The following is a 16,789-nucleotide window of genomic DNA, read 5'->3' as shown; positions in this document are numbered from 1 at the left end:
TTTAAGGGTGGTTCACGCCGAGCATGCTAAGACATTTACCTCATTAACGAACGGCCGCGTTGCAGACCGCTGGTGGCAAGCACTGTGCGATGGGCGGGGTGCCGGGGGGGTGCGTCGGACGGGCATATAAAGCAGGACGCGCGTTGGCGGGATGTGCGTCTGCAGGGCGATCGCGTCGAGACTACCTGGGTGAAAAGTGACCACGTAAACGTCAAAATACTCCGAAAAGTAGGGTGATTGTGACGTTTTTATGGTCACCTTGACGGTTTTGTGGTCACACCCGCGGCAGAAACGGGCAGGCAGGAGGCGAGGGCTATCACCCGGATGCGGACGCGGGCGTTAAACAAAAAAAGACCCCTCACGCACCCGTCAGAGCCCAGATACCCTTGCTACCTTCCGGTCCTGGGGGAGTTCTCCAAGATAACGCCACGTGAGAGGCAAGTAAAAGTCTACAGTAAAGATATAGCTGAGGCAATCTGCGACAGGAAGCCCTAGTCAGCAACACCCTTCTTGCCAATCCATCTGCTCCCTAAATCAAGGATGCGAGCTTACACGCCTGCCTATAGTAAGACCTTGCACTCGCCTCACCTTCTGTCTTTAGTCGTTATCGGCGTCCTGACTGAGCTACCTCTAATTGCGAACCGTACACCTTATAAGGTAAGCTCGTATCTGTTCGCTTTCGTGACTGCGTATTTTGTGCAGAGCAACGCTTGGAGGATTCGCCTAGCGGCCTATGGCGCACGCCTGGAACGCGTGTTGGGTTCACGCCCTCAGGGGTTCAAATCCCCTATCCTCCGCAGGGGTACAAACCCCGTTTACCCTAGTCAAACAGGTAAACGGGGTTTTTCTTTTACCCAAAAATAGGGCTTTTGTGACAATTTTTGTGACACCAGAAAAAATACTGCACCAAACTACGCGATCAAAGATGTAAAAGAATCAACCGCGCCGCGCTGCATCGTAGGGATAACGTGCGAGTAAGTGTTAAGCGTAATCGTGATAGTCGAATGACCTAAACGCTCCTGCACCACCTTAGGGTGTACTCCGGCTTGCAGTAACAAAGTCGCATGAGTGTGCCTAAGATCGTGCAGCTTGATAACTGGTACATCTAGCCCTTGTTGAGTTGCAGCGCTCATACGTCTACGCCACCGGCGCGAAACCTCATTAGGCGAGCGCACCCCGCCGGAATCGTTACCAAAGATATAAGCATCTTGTTTCACCAGCTCAAAACCCAGTTGCGCCCGTAACCCTCGCCATGCTTTGAGTTTCTGCACATCACCGGCGCTAATATCCAGTACGCGGGCTTTACCGCCTTTAGGGAGCTTCACGCCGCCCGGCGTTGCAGGGTCTACGGCATGACGAACGGCAAGGGTCATATTTACCGGGTCAAAATCAGACCACCGCAAGGCGAGCGCTTCGCCGCGTCTCATGCCTGTCACAGCGTAGATGTGCCACAGCATGAATAGATCATCACGGTAAACATTTTCAGACCATGCCAAGAAGTCTTTGAGCTGCCCGGCGCTCCAGGGGGCTATCTCTTCTTTCGCGGCGTTGATTTCTTTAGATTTAGGCGCGTTTACTAACGGGTCTTTGGCGGGGTTCACCATGATAAGACGCGAGTGTACGGCACTATCAAGAATCGCCTGTAAGACATTGTGAACCTTGTTCACGGTGTTAGGTGATAGCGGTTCGCCCTCATGATTGCGGTCTTTACGTCCGTGTTTCAACAAGTCTGTGTAGAGCTTTTTGATACGGCTTGCGGTGAGTGCATCAAGAGCAGTCGAACCGATGTAGGGCGTGATGTGGTTACGCACTATTTTTATATCCGCTTGCAGTGTGGACGGTGCTACGCGTCTACCGTCTAACCACTCTTGCGCGAATTGCTCAACGGTGAGTTTGGAGGCTTTGGCTTTGCCTGTGGTGGCGTATCGTTCGCGGGCTTCTGCTAGTCCTTTGAGGGCTTCTTTTTCGGTGGTGTACCCGCTTTTCCCGACGTGTTTTTCTTCGCCCGTGTCGGGGTCTGTGGTGCGTAGTTGCCAGCGCCATTTAGTAGTGCTACGGGTTTTGTTGCGGTATGTGTATTTTGAGACAGAACCACCACCATAACGGCGCTTACTCATTGGTTAGGGTTCTTTCTGAGTAAATCTCGTCTAGCTCATTGAGCGTGTAGTCAATATGGTTTTTTACGGGCTGTATCCCTAGTCCCTCACTGACCCATTCTTCGAGTGTAGGGAAGTAGGAAGAGCGAGGGTGCTTTCCGTTGGCCGCTTCCCGCATGGACTCGTATTCATCTTGGAAAGCATCTAAGCATGAGTCCCAGAGCCCAGAGCTCACATAAAGGGATCTATATCTTTTGTAAAGAAGCTCGTTAAGTTGCTGATTTTCTGCTTTACTTAGTCCCATTTCCGGGTAAAAGAACAGGTCTCTTTCTTCCCAAAAAGCTACGAGCTCTTTCTCAAAAGATGCTTTGCTTTCTCGTAATCGATTAGCGCGATCCTGGGCAATAGCGTCGAGTGAACTAATCACGAGCGGTTTAATCATTCTCTCTACGGTTGTTCCCAAAATCTGTGCTAGCGCTCTAGATTCGCTAAGGGTGATAGGTCTCCCGCCATTCTCCATGCGGGAAACTGTGGTCTGAGTATAGTCGTCCCACCCTTTATCTTTCATTTTTTGAGCTAAATCCGCTTGGCTCATTTTTCCCAGCTGTCGTAACCGTTTGAGCTCTTGACGGTAGTTCTTTTCTTCCTCGGTGTCATTGTTCTTTGCAGGTGTACTCATACGGACACCTTACCTAAATTCAAATACGTATGGGTACCGCGCCATGCATTTTTGTGCTATAAATGACTTATGCGCCAAGAGGTGCTAATTCATTTTTGTATATAAAGGGTGATTCATATGAATCTTGCAGAGCTGGAAACCAGCACCAAAGCAACCGTTACCGCCGTCGATGCAGCCGAACTTTTAGGAGTAGACCGCCGCACAGTCTCACGCGGCATTGCTGATGGAACTATCCCATCTATCCGCGTAGGACGGCGCGTACTCATTCCCCGCGTCCGCCTCCTACATATGCTCACCGGGCAGCCAGAACCGGCAGAACAGGCGGCGTAAACATGGCGCGAGTCCTAGCCCTAGAAACCGTGCAGACACTCACCGCGAAACACCGCTTCCTGTACCACGTCCAGCAACTCCCACCGGGTACAGAGTTCACATCTGACGATCTACATGAGGTCATTGGTGAAACCAGCACCCCGCAAGAATGGGGGACTTACTTCAAGTCTCCAGAGTTCCGGGCACTGGCCGAACCAGCAGGAGCGGCAGTCTCACAACGTAACGGCAACCTGATTCGCATCTGGCGAATCAAAGACACATTGGAGGTGGCAGCATGATTGACCCTGCACACCAAGAAGAACATTCCTACATCAACGCCTTGTGCGATCACCTCGGGGTGGAAGATGTGACAGGTACTCACGCTCTGTTCATCGCTAACGGGTGGACGCAACCGCTTGATTTTGGTCGCGGTCAGAATGAGGTCGGGATCAGTCGGCAGGGGTTGGAGTATCTGCTATCTGTCGCTACTCGCAATAAGGAGTTGTTGTCTCAGATGCTGTCAGAGTCCAGAAAGGTTTTCCCTTAATGCGCAAACCAAAACAGCCGAACGTCCTCGGGTACTACCAATACCAGAGCGCAAAAAAGAATAGCGTCCACAGTACAGCCGCCAAGCAAGACACTGTGGACGCATCGGCGGAGATTCAAACCGTTCGTGAAGCTACCAACAAAACGAATGGCAAGAACTCCCAGAACAAGCCCAAACTTTCAGGGTTTATCTACCAAAACAAACATATGACATTAGGCACCTGCCTAATGTTCGAAAGGACTGTTCAGTATGTCTAAGACTATCAGCACTACCCCTAGTTGGGATATCACCGAGCTGGACGATGATCCTAGGCGGTATCGCCATAAGATGTACGCGCCCGATAGAGCTCGTTCGCTGGAAACTGGCATGAGAATTATGGCCTTGTGCGGGTTTGTGGGGACTGTCAGGAATAAGAAGGCAGTTAAGCCTTTGTGCCCAGCTTGTCAGGTCAAAGCTAGTTTCATGGTGGCAGGTGGTGGGCAATGAGTAACCCGAATGAAGATTACTTGCACCTCACACTACGGGAACGAGCACCACGCCCCGGCGATACCGTCACCTCCCTGTGTGGGTATCAGTGGACGCAACAGCCCGAGATGTCTTTCGCTAAAGCTCTGGACGCTGCACAACGCGCGGGAATGTGCCCCGGCTGTACCCTCATAGCCCGCCACTGGAACACCCAGCAAGACGTGAGTGAGGTGTAAACAGTGCTCCTATCCTCCTTTGATGCTGACCGACTCAGCAGAGCATACACGCCGGTATTCCGGTTAGTCTCAGCTGCACCGCAGCAGCTCACCGCGCAGTTATGGGAAGTGTTCAACGCCGGGGTGTATGTAGGCATGGTTCAGCAAGAAATCATAGACCAGCAAGCCTTAGAAGAACGCGCCGAGCAGATAGCGCAAGTTGAGTGTGAGACGGTGCCCGTATTCGTGGCTGATCCTCAGAATTTGATACCCGGTTTTGATGATGTGAAGAAGGTGACTGCATGAGCCAAGAAGAAACCATTACCGCACTTCTGACCCCCGCAAGTTCTATCAAGCCACAAAAAACTAAATGGCTATGGGCTTGTAGCAGTCACGGGGTCATTCCCCTTGGCACCGGTACGGTCATGGCTGGTTATGGTGGTGAGGGCAAGACGACTTTCATTCTTGACCTCGTAGCCCAACTATCCCGTGGTGAGCTGGAGGGTGATTTACAAGGAACACCATACCCGGCCATTCTCTTCACACCAGAAGACGCATGGGAGTTTGTCACCATTCCACGCCTCACGGCAGCCGGTGCCAACCTTGATAACGTCTACCAACTACAACGCCGCGTAAGGTTCGGTGAAAGCCACTCAGACCAAGAACTTACGTTCCCACAAGATACTGAGCTGCTGGAGTCTCAAATCATCGAAACCGGTGCAAAAATCGTTTTGCTTGACCCGGCCTCACAGATGATGGGCGCGCTGGATATGAACAAGGCTCAGGACGTTCGCAGGGCGTTCGCCCCGCTCATGGCGGTTGCAGCTAAGCATGAGGTAGCGATCATCATGATTAGTCACTTCAACAAAGGCTCCGGCGGCCGTACACAGCATAAAGTGTCAGGTTCTCACGCGTGGCGCGACATTACCCGTTCCATGTTGGTTATGGCTGTTGATCCTGACACGAACGAGCGTGTGGTGACACAGGATAAGAACAACTACGGCACCGGGCTAGGTTCGTGGAAATTCGCCCTAGAAAGCGTCAGTGTCCCTATTCCCGGTAGTGATCCTACTGAGGTAGGGCGCGTGAAGTTCCTTGGTGCCTCAGAGATGACCGTGGGGGAGCTGGTGAACCGTGAGGTGGACGGTGGGGACGATGACGATAAGAACGCCGCTCAAATGTTCGTGGTGGACTTTATCCGCAACTCCACTGAGCCAGAAGTAAAGGCGGGGGACGTTATCAAAGCTGGCCGCGCCGCAGGGTTCAAAGATCAGGAGATTAGAGACGCTCGCAGGCGGTGTTCTAATCCCAGAATCGTCAGCGTTCGCCCGCGGGGTGGTTCTGGTTGGGTATGGGCATTCGAGGATGCACCGGATCAAGGGGGCTTAAAGGTGGCAGCGTAAACCCTTGATATTTCGGGAAGGTGGCAAAGATGGCAGCGTGGCACTTATATATAGCCACCTTGCCACCTTCACCTCGGGGCAATATCTCAAAAGCAGTGCACGAAAGGCAGGAAAACATGACTCGCCAAAACCTCAGAGTAAAACCCTATACCTACAAAGAACCAAACGGCAGCAGCCAACAAGGCCAAGCAATTTTTATAAATCACGTATTTCGCGTGTTCATCCCCAACAACAAGATTGTGGATGTGAGTAACGCCCTGATCGACAACTACGAACAAGGCAGCGGAACCAAAACTAAGGACAAATAAAATGACTGACAACATGACTACGCAAACCGCTAATGCCATGCCCTACCACCAAAGCGCCAACGGTGTAGGCTACGATGCGCTCAAAGTCAGCGAACTAATAGGCAAACCCTTACCAGAGAACAAACCATCGAAGAACTCAGTGCCAGCGTGTCATTCAATGAGCAATACCACCAAGCTCTACTGAAAGGGGACGTGAAAAAGGCAGGAGAAGCGCTCAAAGACTTCTACCTCTCCACTCAGATAGCGCAAACTGTGGCAGAACACCCACTCACTGAACAGACTCGGAAAGAAATGGATGAAGTCGATGCCCGAAATCAACGCGCGTTTATTTTACAGAACCTAGAAGCATTGCGAGAAATCTTCAATGAAAACGGTGCACGATTCGGGGAGCTGTGGGAGCTGTTCAAGCCTACTCGTTTAGATGTGCGAGAGATCAATAAGAGCGCGAAGCTCAAGAAGCTCGTCCCTGAACTTATTGCGGTGGCGGGAACTTTGGATATGATTCAAACCCTCGCCGTGAGGTATGGAAACGCGGCGCAGAAGCATAACCAGTTAGCGCACCACTTTTTGACCGGTTGCGCTTTCCCGGCTGTCTATTCGGAAGAGGTTACTAGCGTTGTACCACAACAGCTAGGTACAGCATTTTCCAATCAATACGCCGCGCCGCAGCAAAGACTCAATACCGCCGGTGTATTTGCGACCATGCTTGAGCGCGAGCCGCGAGCAGGTGAAACGATAACCCTTCACTGGAACACAGAAGAGCAACTGCAAGAGCAAGAAAAAGAGTATGAACACTTGATTGAAGAATTAGAAGCGCGTACTCGAAACTCCTTACTTTTTCATCCCACAGTATCGCTCACTGGGAAAGAGATTGAGGTATTCAAATACTGGTTAGCTCATAAAAAGTAACTCACGCATACGGCAAGGCTGAGGCGGTAACGAGGGAAACGTTGCCGCCTCAACTGCTACCCAAAGAGAGGCAAAGCATGACTGGCTCAAACCTCTGCCGCTACTGTGGCAGAACCACGCAACCGAATCTCACCATCACACTCAACGCCCAAACATTGTGTTCGCTACGTTGCCACGGCAGAGCAGTGCAAAGCATTGAGGGAGCTAAAGCCGTGGTGCTCCACGCGCGAAGACAAGAGCGGCGGCCGGTGGGAACTATGTTGCGGCGGTATGAGAAAGCGCGAGAGCTGTTGAAGCAGTTTGGTGAACCGTTGCCGGTCACTGAGCAAGACCTAAACCCCGATGTTATTCATTCGAGGGTTAGCGAGTATGAGCGTGCACGGTGGCGCGGGTACGTCCTCCCGTGGTGATAGGCAGTGAGTGAGACCGGTAGTCTTTATTGACTGCCGGGCTCTTTCTTTGCTCACAGAGTACTTAATAGTGTCTAACTCTGTTCGGGGCTGTGTGCTCTTCTAAGCGTCTAATAATGCTCGCTAGGGGTTTCGGTGGTCACGACGCGCACAGCGGTTCTAGGCTGTCGCATGACCCCCTGGGGGCTACCCCCTCCCTATTTCTGACGGAGTGTTTGCTCCTCCGGGCGTAGTGATATATTTTCGGCAATTCCTCAGATGAGGAGTTTATTTTTCCACACATGAGGGTGCCCGGGATCCTTTTTACCTCACGGGGGGATGGCTACACCCGGAGGAGGCAACGTTTTGCGGGGTGGGGTAGGGGTACACCCCCGGGTGGTTGGCTGTGTTGTGGCAACTGTGGGCGTTATGCCCGCAGTTGCCGAGATGGTGTCGGTAACTACAGGGAAAAGCTCGGTGGTTCAGTTGTACAGATGATCTGTGTAGTTGTTCGTGTATCACGAATAGCTGAGTTGCGGGCGTGATGCCCGCAGGTACCGAGATGATGTCGGTACCTGCCGAGGCCTGTTCCTACTTCACCTCTACGGTACTTTCCAATGTGAAATTACCAATGTAATGCCCAACGGTCGCCGTGGTGGTCGTTGTAGCAGCAGAAACATCGGGGGACTGAATCACGGCACATGTTCCACCGTGCGACAATTCAGCCAAAGAAGCCGCATTGTATTCAGCTTGGCTCGCGTTGCCATTAAGCGACTGAATACCGCTTTCGGACACTGCATACTTGAGCGGTCGCCAACTGTGGCCATTAGATGAAGCGCCAGTTTCCTGTAGCTGTTCTTCTGTCGCTCCATTAGAGCACAGTGCACCCCATGAGCCTTGAAGTTCTGCCGGCATTGCTGCATTTACTTCCTTTTGGGCGTTTGGGCTGAAAATACGGAAATTGATGTCATTTCCCTTAAGGGTTGTACCGTTGAGATCCGCTAGCTTGTCGTCGCTACCTACGGGTTCTGTTGGTTCTGGTGCTCCAGTAGCTTTATCTGTTTCAGCGGTTTTGTCTGTTGGGGTAAGAACGTAGTTTTCGTTCAGGGTTGCGTGAGTTACCTCAGTTGGGTAGGCGCTGGTAGAAGCTAATACTAGGGTTTTCTTCTGCCCGGCTACTACGGTGTAGTCGTCACCGTTGAAGGCGTTTGATACATCTACTACACGGTTATATGCATCAACACTTGCTTCATCTGGTACATCGGAGGTGCTGAGGTAGTCATACAGAGGGGTGTATGTGATGAGATCGCCCGCGGGGGTTGTGAAGGATAGCTGAGTTATGGCTGTTTGTGAGTTGCTTTTCGTGTTATCAACAGTTACCGCCATGTAGGTGAGCTGTTGATTTTCTTTTTGCATTATTTTTCTGGCTTCTTCTACGCCTGCCGGTGCTTGTGTGTTAGCGCTGAAAGTGTACTGTGCGTTGTTCTCGTCGTCTGCTGACCAGTTTTTTACGTCTTTGTATGTTTGGGGTGTGGCGCTGGTAGTGGTCTGGGGGTTTTGCGGGCTGGATTGTGTGTTGTTGTTTGCGCCGCATCCGGTAAGGGTGAGGGTTACGAGCAGGGTGAGGGGGATATATTTTTTCATGTGTCTTTCCTCTGTGATGTGGGGTAATTAGATGTTAGCTGTAGCACTGGGTTTTAAGTTTTAGCGGGGGTAATAAGTAGTAACATGACGTGGTTTGTGTGAGCAGGTGCGAGGAATGTATTTATTGCGGTGTGCAGCTTGTGGGCAAGCGCCGGGCGTATTGCTCAAACTGGTGCAGGAAAGAGGCCGGTAAAGAGCGCGCTAGGTTATCTCGTCTTATTGAGCGTATCGAGTCCACCACTGCACCGGGGTCACGGTCTTGGCGTACCGAGGAGCGGTTAGAGCTGTCGCGGTTGCGGCTGGAGGATATAGAAAACGCATGAGGCGCTACAATTTTTTGTGACAATTTTTGTGACAGCACCAAAGTATTTAGACGTGCAACGGTGTACTAACTCGATAGTAAACCCCTCAAAAACCCTGCAAATAAGCGGTTCTATGCACGATGAAAAACCTAGTTGAACACTAACCCTAAGTTGTTCAAATCCCCTATCCTCCGCTATGAGAAAAGCCCCGGCTCATGTGAGCCGGGGCTTTTTAGTGTCTGTGCGCCGCCCCCTAGTTGGCGGGTATGGGGGGTATAGGCTGAACCCATGTCTACTATTGCAATTGCTGGAGCTTCCGGTTTTCTTGGAAAGCTCATTGTTGAAGAATCAAAGAAGCGCGGCCACGAGGTCGTTGAGATTTCCCGTTCAAAGGGTGTCGATCTAAGCACTGGCGAAGGCTTGGCTGATGCGCTCAAGAAAGCGGACGCTGTAATCGATGCTTCGCAGGTGGCGACTCCTGACGCTGCTGACCCCGTCCAGCCGATTGTTGATGCTGCTCAGACACTGACTCGAGTGGCGAACGATCAGGGTGTTGAGCGCGTCGTGATGCTTTCTATCAACGGTGTTGAGAAAGAGAACTTGCAGGAGTTCCCTTTCTACAAGGCGCGTTTTGAGCAAGAAGGTGTAATCACAAAAAATGCCAAGTTGCCCGTCGTGGTGCGTAGTGCTCAGTGGTTTGAATTTGTGCTGAATCCCGCGGGCACCGAAGAAGCCGATCATGAAGTTCGCGTGCAGAACTGGGACATTCAGCCGGTAGCTACCCGTAGCGTCGCCCGTTTCTTGGTAGAAGCCGCAGAGGGTGAGCACGGTGAAGGTGTGGTGACCGTCGCCGGTGCTGAGCGCATCACCCTGCCGCAGCTGACTGAAAAGGTTCTCGCAGTTAGGGATGATTCTCGCAAGGTGGTGACTGTCGACCCTGCGCTTGAAGGTTGGGTGACGGTTCGCTTCATGCTCCTGCGGATGCGGTTATTCTTGAGCCGAACATCGAGCAGTGGGTGCGCGAGCAGGCATAAGGCGGTACTGGCCTCTGCCAAACCACCTCACCTTACCCCACCGCTGCTGTTCTCGGCGTTTAAGGCGTTTAAAGAGTCAGGACACGAAAACCTCCCACTGACGTGGTGTGAAACACCGAGAGGTTGTTTGTCACCACTAAACAGCCCACAAAATACCCGCACTTTGTTGCTTGTCCTGGCGTAAGGCATCTGCATAAAGTAAAGGTGACTGTCTATATGCCTTGTGACGGGTAAGTCCCCAACTTGCCGGTAGTCACAAGACATACATACTGGCTGTAACCACCTGAAATCCCCGTTTGAGGTTGCTACAGCAGGTATGAGAACCACAACTTATTGCGATGCAGCACCATTGCACCCGTGGATTCTTGGCGCAGTCCTATCTTTATTGACAATCCCAGGAAAATCCCAGACATATGGCTAATATCAGCTTTAACTCCCCGTACCTCAACGGTGTTGAACTGACCAGCAGCGAAGGCTGGTTTTTCGCACGCAAACTGTGTGCAGCACCTACCGCAGCACGCGCATCCGCTATTGAATCAATGGGCGTGGACGCGTGGATCGAGAAACAGCTAAACCCTGATTCTCTGACCGAAAGCGCCCAGTACAACAGCGAGCGCAAGGCAATCTTCCCTTCGTGCTTTATCAAGGCACCGGCGGGTAAGACTCTCGATAAGAATTTCTACGACACCTATCACGGTGGTAATCGTCACAAAGACTATGATGTGGCGACTTACGTTCTAGAGGCAGCTTTCCACCGTAGCTGGGCATCTGAGAAGCAGTTACAGGCTAAGATAGCTCAGTTTTGGGCTGATACTGTGGCTGCAAGCATTGAGAAGTCACCGGATGGTTTTCACGACTACGTGAACGTGCTTTTTGATGGAGCCCTCGGTAAGTACAGTGACCTGCTGTGGGAGCTGATCAATACTCGTACGATGAATCTGTTTCTCGATAACATCACGAATACTCAGTTCGCGCTGAATGAGAATATGGGCCGCGAGATTATGGAGCTACACACGTGGGGTACTGATAAGGGTTACTCGCAGGATGATGTGGTTGCAGTGGCTAAGCTCATGACCGGTTTTAAGGGTAATTATGATGGTGTATTGAGCGAGGCTCGTCCTGACCTTCATTTCTTTGGTCCGATTACTGTCTGCGGTCGTACCCTTGAGAACGGTGGTTCTACCGCTGAAGATATGTATGCAACTTTGCGTGAGTTAATTGATTATCTGACGCACGATCGCGGTACCGCCATGCGCATTTCGCGTCGTCTGATTCAGTATTTTGTGGGGGAGCACCAAGATTGGCAGGGGCTTCAGCAGAAAATGGCTGACGCTTATCTTGAGGCTGATACGGATATTCGTCCCGTTCTGCGAATTTTGTTTAAATCTGCTGAATTCCGTGCTTCGGGTGGTCAGACTATCCAGCGTCCGGCAAGTGTCTTGGCTTCGCTATTTGCTTCAGGAAAATTGAAACTCAAGAACACTAATAATCTTTCTGATATGAGCGTTATCTACACACCCTTGTACAGAGTGTTTATGATGCTTAACTATTACTCGGCCGGTATGCCCTACACCGCACCGGCAACTGACGGTTACCCGCTGAGCCCGCGCGCGTGGATTAATTCCACCAATGTCAATAGCATCTCTAAGTTCTCGCGGTTTACCAACTACATTTCAACGTGGGACGGCAACGCGAAAGATAGTTTTGCTCGCTGGGCTGAGCCTATTGATTGGGCGGACGCGCTGGGTATCACGGTGGGTAAAACCAGCGTGAACGATGCGGCGCGCAAGGTTTTTGTAACCCTCACCGGTTATTCCATTGAGAACGAGCCCAACATTGTGGGGGCTTTGGCAACGTTCGCTAAGAACACGACCCCGGAGGCTGTCTCTGGTGATGCTCGTGTTGCAGATAGCGAACGCATCAGCAGTGACGATGAAGTAAAGCGTCTTGTTGAGGCTACTTTGACCGCTCCCCACTTCTTGCTTGTCTAAGGATTTACCGTGAAACATTTCAAAACACTTTTTCTAAAAGAAGACTCTTTGCATCAGGTGCATCATCACTCGGGTGATGACTCCCGTAATTTTCTGGTGGATACTCGCACCGGTGAGAACATCCGCTCTTTTGATCAGGCAAATAGCATTGCTTGTGAGCGCCTGAGTGAGAATGCTGGCGGTTTTGGCCGTCGTAGCCTGCTCAAGGGCGGCGCGCTAGGTGTGCTGTCGTTGAGTTCTATGATGTTGCATGAGTCGATTTACCCGCGCTATGCCTATGCGGCAGAACCTGTGGGTGATGGCACCGTGCTCGTTGTGGTCTACCTGCGCGGCGGCGCTGACGGGCTCTCACTCGTCACCCCGTACAACGATGACCATTACAATGCCAACCGTAAGACCACGCGCAAGTCGCTGTCTATGAACGGCGCCTACAAGCTGGATGGCACCTTCATGCTGGCACCTGAGCTGTCCGGCCTGAAGAAGGCGTGGATCGCCGGCGACCTGTCGATTGCGCACTCGGTGGGTATCGACAACAACACGCGCTCGCACTTTAGCAACTACATCATTTCTGACCGCTCAGCACCGGTGCAGTACAAGACCGGCTGGCTGGCGCGTCTGCTGGATGCCACCTATAACAATGAGTCGCAGTTCCGCGCGTTTTCCCATGCCGGACGCGTCTCTGGCGCCTTCTACGGCCACGACCAAGAAATCCTGTCCATCAACGCGTTCAGCGATTTCAAGGTATCGACCTCCTTCAAAGACACTGAAACCATTTCTGCGGTGGCTTCACGCATCAGCCGAAATGTCGGTGGCGATTTGGGTGCCAGCGTCAAGACCACCCTCGGTGCTATGAACCAGGTTCAGGAGATCTCAAACGCCGGTTACAAGCCTGAAAACGGTGCCGATTACCCCGACACCGCGCTGGGCACCGGTATGAAGGATATTGCCCAGATCATCAAGGCTAACAAGGGTGTGCAGGTAGTGACCGTTGACCAGGGTAACTGGGATACCCACCGTGGACAGGCAGATCGCCTGAATACCCTGGCAAAGGACTTGGGCGATTCCCTCGGCGCTTTCTACCAAGATATGGGTGCACTTCGTATGCAGAACGTCGTGGTCATGACTGTCTCTGAATTCGGCCGCACCACGGTAGAAAACCAGTCGCTAGGCACCGACCACGGCGCGGGCAACTTCTCATTCGTGCTCTCCGGCAAAGCAACCGGACGCATCACCGGCGGCTCGTGGGGCGGACTCAAGAACGATGACGATAAAGACAACGCCATCCGCACCGACTACCGCTCAGTTGCTGCTGAAGTGATGTCGAAGGGCCTTGGCGTGGATTCCGCCCGCATCGCCCAGATCTTCCCCGAATTTACGCCCAAGCCGGTTGGTCTACTCGCATAAAGAAAAGACTTTCTTAACCAGCTTATAAAGTGCTCCCGGTCTGATGCACCAGACCGGGAGCACTTTATTTAACAACGATTTTTAGAACAGCTGGTATGAGACCGATGGACGCACGTCTGCCAGCAGTCCCTCTCGCCTCACTCGCGCGGGGTGCTCGGAAGCGACTCACGTCGGCGACCCGTACTTACAAGGTGAAGAACGCGCGTCCATCGGTCTCTGCGCATCAGCATCGCGTCCGCTAACGCCGCAGGTTAGGATGTTCGCACCGCGCCCTCGTCCGGGGTGGCTGAGAGCTTTGACCAGTTGTACCAGCCGTAGATGGAGTTGAAGATGAAAGCGATGTACATGACCACCATGTCCATAGATCCCGCGGTGTCGCTGGTGAGCCAGAGGACGATTTGGGCGAGGTTGAGAACAATCCACAGTGCCCACTGTTCGCGGTAGCGGTAAACCATGAGAATCTGCGCGATAACGGCGATGGTGGTGGTAAATGAGTCAATGTAAGGCTGGTTAGAGCCGATGCTTGCAAGGAGCATGCCGTAGAGCCAGGTGCCCAGTGCCAGAATGACTGCTACCGCTGCCCAGCCGGTGAAAGCGATGCGCCTGGTTTTGACGTCCTTCGCATCGCCCTCGTTTGCCTGACGCGTCAGGTTTTTGCGCCAGGTGTACAGTCCCCAGAACTGGGTGAGCACGTAGAACACTGCGATCATGACCTCGCCGTAGAAGACCGCCTGCAGCGAAAGGTAGAGGTAGAGAACGTTTTGAATGACGCCGAAGAAGTAGTTTGAAATGCGTCCTTTGCCGACCAGCGCTACACAGATGACGCCACTGATTGCAACGATGGAACCAATGATTCCCTGGGGGTATACCACCGCAAAAATGACTTGGAGCAAGATGATGGCGGGGTAAAAGATTTTCTCAAAGGGCGTGTAGCCGACGAAGAGATCTTCGTATACTTTTCGACTGAAGCTTTTGTGGTGGATTGCAGGTGATGTCATTCTTTTACTTTCGAAGAAACAGTGGAAAGACGGTGGGCGGTGAGGACGCTAGTTGGCTAGCACCGCGTTGATGGCGGCTTTGGCTTGTTCGTAGCGGGCTGCGTATCCGTTGCCGGTGAGCGAGACAAGTTTATTTTCTAGGCCTGCGGCTTTTACTTCTTCCAGCATCAGGCCTGAGATTTCGGTGAGGTAGGCGTCTGTGTTGTTGGTTTGCGACCTGAAACCGTCGTCGGTGTAGCTTGCCTGGCTGACGGGTGGGATGAACAGAATAAGATCCCAGCGTGCTTTGGCGATGAGCGAGTCTGCCATGGGTTTGAGGGCTGTTGTCCAGTCGTCCATGGTCAGCGCACTGGCGGGGTCTGCTGCCGATAGCGCCGCGTAGCATTTGGTGACCATCGCGTCGGTATCCATCAGCGCCAGCCCGCGGTTACCCGGGTTATCAATCACTTCGCGGTTGAGCTGGTATTGGCCGGTGAAAACATTCTGGTAGTCCAGCAGGTCGTAGTCTTCATCGCGAATGTTCGCCTCGACCTGGTAAACCCGCGCGTACTCGTAGGAGTACGGTGCGATGTAGAGCTTGGCGAGGTCTTCGATCAGGGTGGTTTTACCGCCGGACGCTGCGCCCATGACTAGCACATTCTTGGTGAAGAAACGTCTGAACGGGGGAGCGATGAAATCCCAGTAGTGTAGAGGATTTTCAAGGATGCGTTCGCTAGTGAGTGCGTCGTCGCTGCAGTCTTCACTGCACTCTGTGCCGGTACGAGCTGAAAACGTAGAAGCATGCACGAGTTTTCCACCGGCATCCTGAGCTAGGTGCTGGACGCGGGCGTCGTTCTCGGCGTCGTACCAGGTACGTGTGGCGGTGGCTTGGACGTGCTTTTCGCAGAGCTCTTCTACAATCTGTGCGGGGAGCTCACTGTCGGTGACTGTTGCGAAGTCTACGATGACTAGTGGATCGTTTTTGAAGTATTCAGAGACATAGCGGTAACGCTTAATGTGAGTCATGCCGGCGTGACTACCTGCATCGTGCTCGTGCCCGGCGACAATTACTAAGGCGCCGCCGTCGTTTTCTTTCTTGGCACGTAAAATGGTGTCAATATGCGCCCGATGCAACGGCGCGAACGAACCCACCACTACACCTACGCCGGTGCCGGTGAGCTGTTTCTTGTACAGCATGTTGGTGCCTTTCGTTGCCGCGGTGAGGGGAAATCTACGTCAAAAGTTTTGCAGGTATTGAGCCCAGAAACAAGTTATAGTCATCTCGACACTAATTATTACTTCGGTGCGTTACGTAAGCGTTCACCGTCCGTCATATGACCGTTACATTTTTCAGCTTGCACGGTATCTATACACTGGATACTTGCACCCGCCATTAGTTCGTAGATAGAGAGTCTCGTGAATACGTCTACCTTCACTCACGACGCCCGTCACGGCCTACGCCTGCTCCCACCCGTTGTGATGGGATATTTTCCATTGGGGCTGGCCTTCGGTGCCCTCGCTACCGATGCGGGGCTACCGCACTGGGTAGCGCCGCTCACTGCTGCTGTGGTCTACGGCGGGTCTATCGAGTTTCTGATGATTACGCTTATTACCGGCGGCGCAACGCTTGTAACCATGGCAACTACCGCTTTCGCGGTGAATTTTCGCCACGTCTTCTACCCGCTGTCATACCCTCGTCATCTCATCCGCAATGCAGGTGGCTGGTTCTACGGCGCCTATTCACTGACTGACGAGGTCTACGCCATTGTGAATACCCCGCACGGCCTCACCAATCAGCGGCAACTGCTGCTCTTTCAGGCAGGAGCACACTTCACATGGTTCTTCTCAACTCTGATTGGTGTTTTTGCGGGGCAAGCCATTCCCGAAAGTTTTCACGGTCTGGACTTTGCGATGGCAGGTCTCTTCACCGTGCTCGCCATCGACTTCTTTAGACACTCGCGTCAGTATCGACCGCTCATCTACGCATTTGCCGGATGCGCGGTAGCGTGGTTTCTGGCGCCCGGGGCTTTCTTGATGGTTGCCCTGGTTATCTTCGCGGCTTTCTGCGTAGCGGATGCTGTATATCAGGTAAAGACTGGGAAGGCGGGGCGCTAAAT

19 protein-coding genes, 1 tRNA gene and 1 other RNA gene are annotated in these 16,789 nt (G+C 52.6%); 15 read left to right on the top strand and 6 right to left on the bottom strand.

Annotated elements, in window-relative coordinates:
• Nucleotides 1–346: 346 nt before the first annotated feature.
• Nucleotides 347–443: signal recognition particle sRNA small type (gene ffs / locus IDM49_RS10150), an RNA gene on the bottom strand.
• Between the two features lie 269 nt (nt 444–712).
• Here ffs and IDM49_RS10145 point away from each other — a divergent pair.
• Nucleotides 713–797: transfer RNA gene (locus tag IDM49_RS10145), tRNA-Ser, on the top strand.
• 114 nt (nt 798–911) lie between these two features.
• On the opposite strand, the gene IDM49_RS10140 is transcribed toward IDM49_RS10145, so the two are convergent.
• Both IDM49_RS10140 and IDM49_RS10135 read right to left on the bottom strand, forming a co-directional pair.
• Nucleotides 912–2,117 carry a tyrosine-type recombinase/integrase gene (locus IDM49_RS10140; protein WP_190724418.1) on the bottom strand — a complete coding sequence of 402 codons (1,206 nt, stop codon included), beginning with the start codon at nt 2,115–2,117 and terminating at the stop codon, nt 912–914.
• Nucleotides 2,110–2,775, bottom strand: coding sequence for a helix-turn-helix domain-containing protein (locus IDM49_RS10135; protein WP_190724417.1), 666 nt, complete (start codon nt 2,773–2,775; stop codon nt 2,110–2,112). Before IDM49_RS10135 ends, IDM49_RS10140 begins: the two co-directional genes overlap by 8 nt.
• Nucleotides 2,776–2,892: 117 nt before the next feature.
• Between IDM49_RS10135 and IDM49_RS10130 the strand changes: the two genes are divergently transcribed.
• From IDM49_RS10130 to IDM49_RS10085, 10 genes are all read left to right on the top strand, one after another.
• Nucleotides 2,893–3,105, top strand: coding sequence for a helix-turn-helix domain-containing protein (locus tag IDM49_RS10130; protein ID WP_190724416.1), 213 nt, complete (start codon nt 2,893–2,895; stop codon nt 3,103–3,105).
• Nucleotides 3,106–3,107: 2 nt separating this feature from the next.
• Nucleotides 3,108–3,383 (top strand): hypothetical protein, encoded by a 276-nt coding sequence (locus IDM49_RS10125; protein ID WP_190724415.1) that lies wholly within the window; start codon nt 3,108–3,110, stop codon nt 3,381–3,383.
• A complete protein-coding gene (locus IDM49_RS10120; protein WP_190724414.1) occupies nt 3,380–3,631 on the top strand; it encodes a hypothetical protein in 252 nt (83 codons plus the stop codon). The genes IDM49_RS10125 and IDM49_RS10120 overlap by 4 nt, the downstream gene beginning before the upstream one ends.
• A gap of 249 nt (nt 3,632–3,880) precedes the next feature.
• A complete protein-coding gene (locus IDM49_RS12575; protein ID WP_190724413.1) occupies nt 3,881–4,117 on the top strand; it encodes a DUF3039 domain-containing protein in 237 nt (78 codons plus the stop codon).
• Nucleotides 4,114–4,332, top strand: a complete 219-nt coding sequence (locus IDM49_RS10110; protein WP_190724412.1) for a hypothetical protein — start codon at nt 4,114–4,116, stop codon at nt 4,330–4,332. The genes IDM49_RS12575 and IDM49_RS10110 overlap by 4 nt, the downstream gene beginning before the upstream one ends.
• Before the next feature lie 3 nt (nt 4,333–4,335).
• Nucleotides 4,336–4,617 carry a hypothetical protein gene (locus IDM49_RS10105; protein WP_190724411.1) on the top strand — a complete coding sequence of 94 codons (282 nt, stop codon included), beginning with the start codon at nt 4,336–4,338 and terminating at the stop codon, nt 4,615–4,617.
• A complete protein-coding gene (locus tag IDM49_RS10100) occupies nt 4,614–5,714 on the top strand; it encodes an AAA family ATPase (protein WP_190724410.1) in 1,101 nt (366 codons plus the stop codon). Before IDM49_RS10105 ends, IDM49_RS10100 begins: the two co-directional genes overlap by 4 nt.
• A 29-nt stretch (nt 5,715–5,743) precedes the next feature.
• Nucleotides 5,744–6,022, top strand: coding sequence for a hypothetical protein (locus IDM49_RS10095; RefSeq protein ID WP_190724409.1), 279 nt, complete (start codon nt 5,744–5,746; stop codon nt 6,020–6,022).
• A 1-nt stretch (nt 6,023) separates the two neighbouring features.
• Complete coding sequence (locus IDM49_RS10090) at nt 6,024–6,206, top strand: hypothetical protein (protein ID WP_190724408.1); 183 nt, start codon at nt 6,024–6,026, stop codon at nt 6,204–6,206.
• 8 nt (nt 6,207–6,214) lie between these two features.
• Nucleotides 6,215–6,931: a hypothetical protein gene (locus IDM49_RS10085; RefSeq protein WP_190724407.1), complete on the top strand. Its 717-nt coding sequence runs from the start codon at nt 6,215–6,217 to the stop codon at nt 6,929–6,931.
• A 980-nt stretch (nt 6,932–7,911) separates the two neighbouring features.
• Here IDM49_RS10085 and IDM49_RS10080 read toward each other — a convergent pair.
• Entirely contained in the window at nt 7,912–8,964 is a 1,053-nt protein-coding gene (locus tag IDM49_RS10080) for a hypothetical protein (RefSeq protein WP_190724406.1), read from the bottom strand.
• A gap of 590 nt (nt 8,965–9,554) precedes the next feature.
• Here IDM49_RS10080 and IDM49_RS10075 point away from each other — a divergent pair.
• The 3 genes from IDM49_RS10075 (at nt 9,555) to IDM49_RS10065 (ending at nt 13,695) form a co-directional block, all read left to right on the top strand.
• Nucleotides 9,555–10,484: an SDR family oxidoreductase gene (locus IDM49_RS10075; protein ID WP_190724405.1), complete on the top strand. Its 930-nt coding sequence runs from the start codon at nt 9,555–9,557 to the stop codon at nt 10,482–10,484.
• Nucleotides 10,485–10,713: 229 nt separating this feature from the next.
• Complete coding sequence (locus IDM49_RS10070) at nt 10,714–12,291, top strand: DUF1800 family protein (RefSeq protein WP_190724404.1); 1,578 nt, start codon at nt 10,714–10,716, stop codon at nt 12,289–12,291.
• A gap of 9 nt (nt 12,292–12,300) precedes the next feature.
• Entirely contained in the window at nt 12,301–13,695 is a 1,395-nt protein-coding gene (locus IDM49_RS10065; RefSeq protein ID WP_190724403.1) for a DUF1501 domain-containing protein, read from the top strand.
• A gap of 251 nt (nt 13,696–13,946) precedes the next feature.
• Here IDM49_RS10065 and pnuC read toward each other — a convergent pair whose 3' ends face one another.
• Together pnuC and IDM49_RS10055 are read right to left on the bottom strand one after the other, a co-directional pair.
• Nucleotides 13,947–14,693, bottom strand: a complete 747-nt coding sequence (gene pnuC / locus IDM49_RS10060) for a nicotinamide riboside transporter PnuC (RefSeq protein ID WP_190724402.1) — start codon at nt 14,691–14,693, stop codon at nt 13,947–13,949.
• Between the two features lie 48 nt (nt 14,694–14,741).
• On the bottom strand, nt 14,742–15,869 hold the full coding sequence (locus tag IDM49_RS10055; protein WP_190724401.1) for an AAA family ATPase: 1,128 nt from the start codon (nt 15,867–15,869) through the stop codon (nt 14,742–14,744).
• A gap of 219 nt (nt 15,870–16,088) precedes the next feature.
• Here IDM49_RS10055 and IDM49_RS10050 point away from each other — a divergent pair, with 219 nt between their 5' ends.
• On the top strand, nt 16,089–16,787 hold the full coding sequence (locus tag IDM49_RS10050; protein WP_190724400.1) for an AzlC family ABC transporter permease: 699 nt from the start codon (nt 16,089–16,091) through the stop codon (nt 16,785–16,787).
• Nucleotides 16,788–16,789 lie beyond the last annotated feature (2 nt).

This window comes from Rothia terrae, from assembly GCF_014705925.2.
In the GTDB taxonomy this organism is placed as follows: domain Bacteria; phylum Actinomycetota; class Actinomycetes; order Actinomycetales; family Micrococcaceae; genus Rothia; species Rothia terrae.
This window is presented reverse-complemented; position numbering and strand designations above follow the sequence as displayed.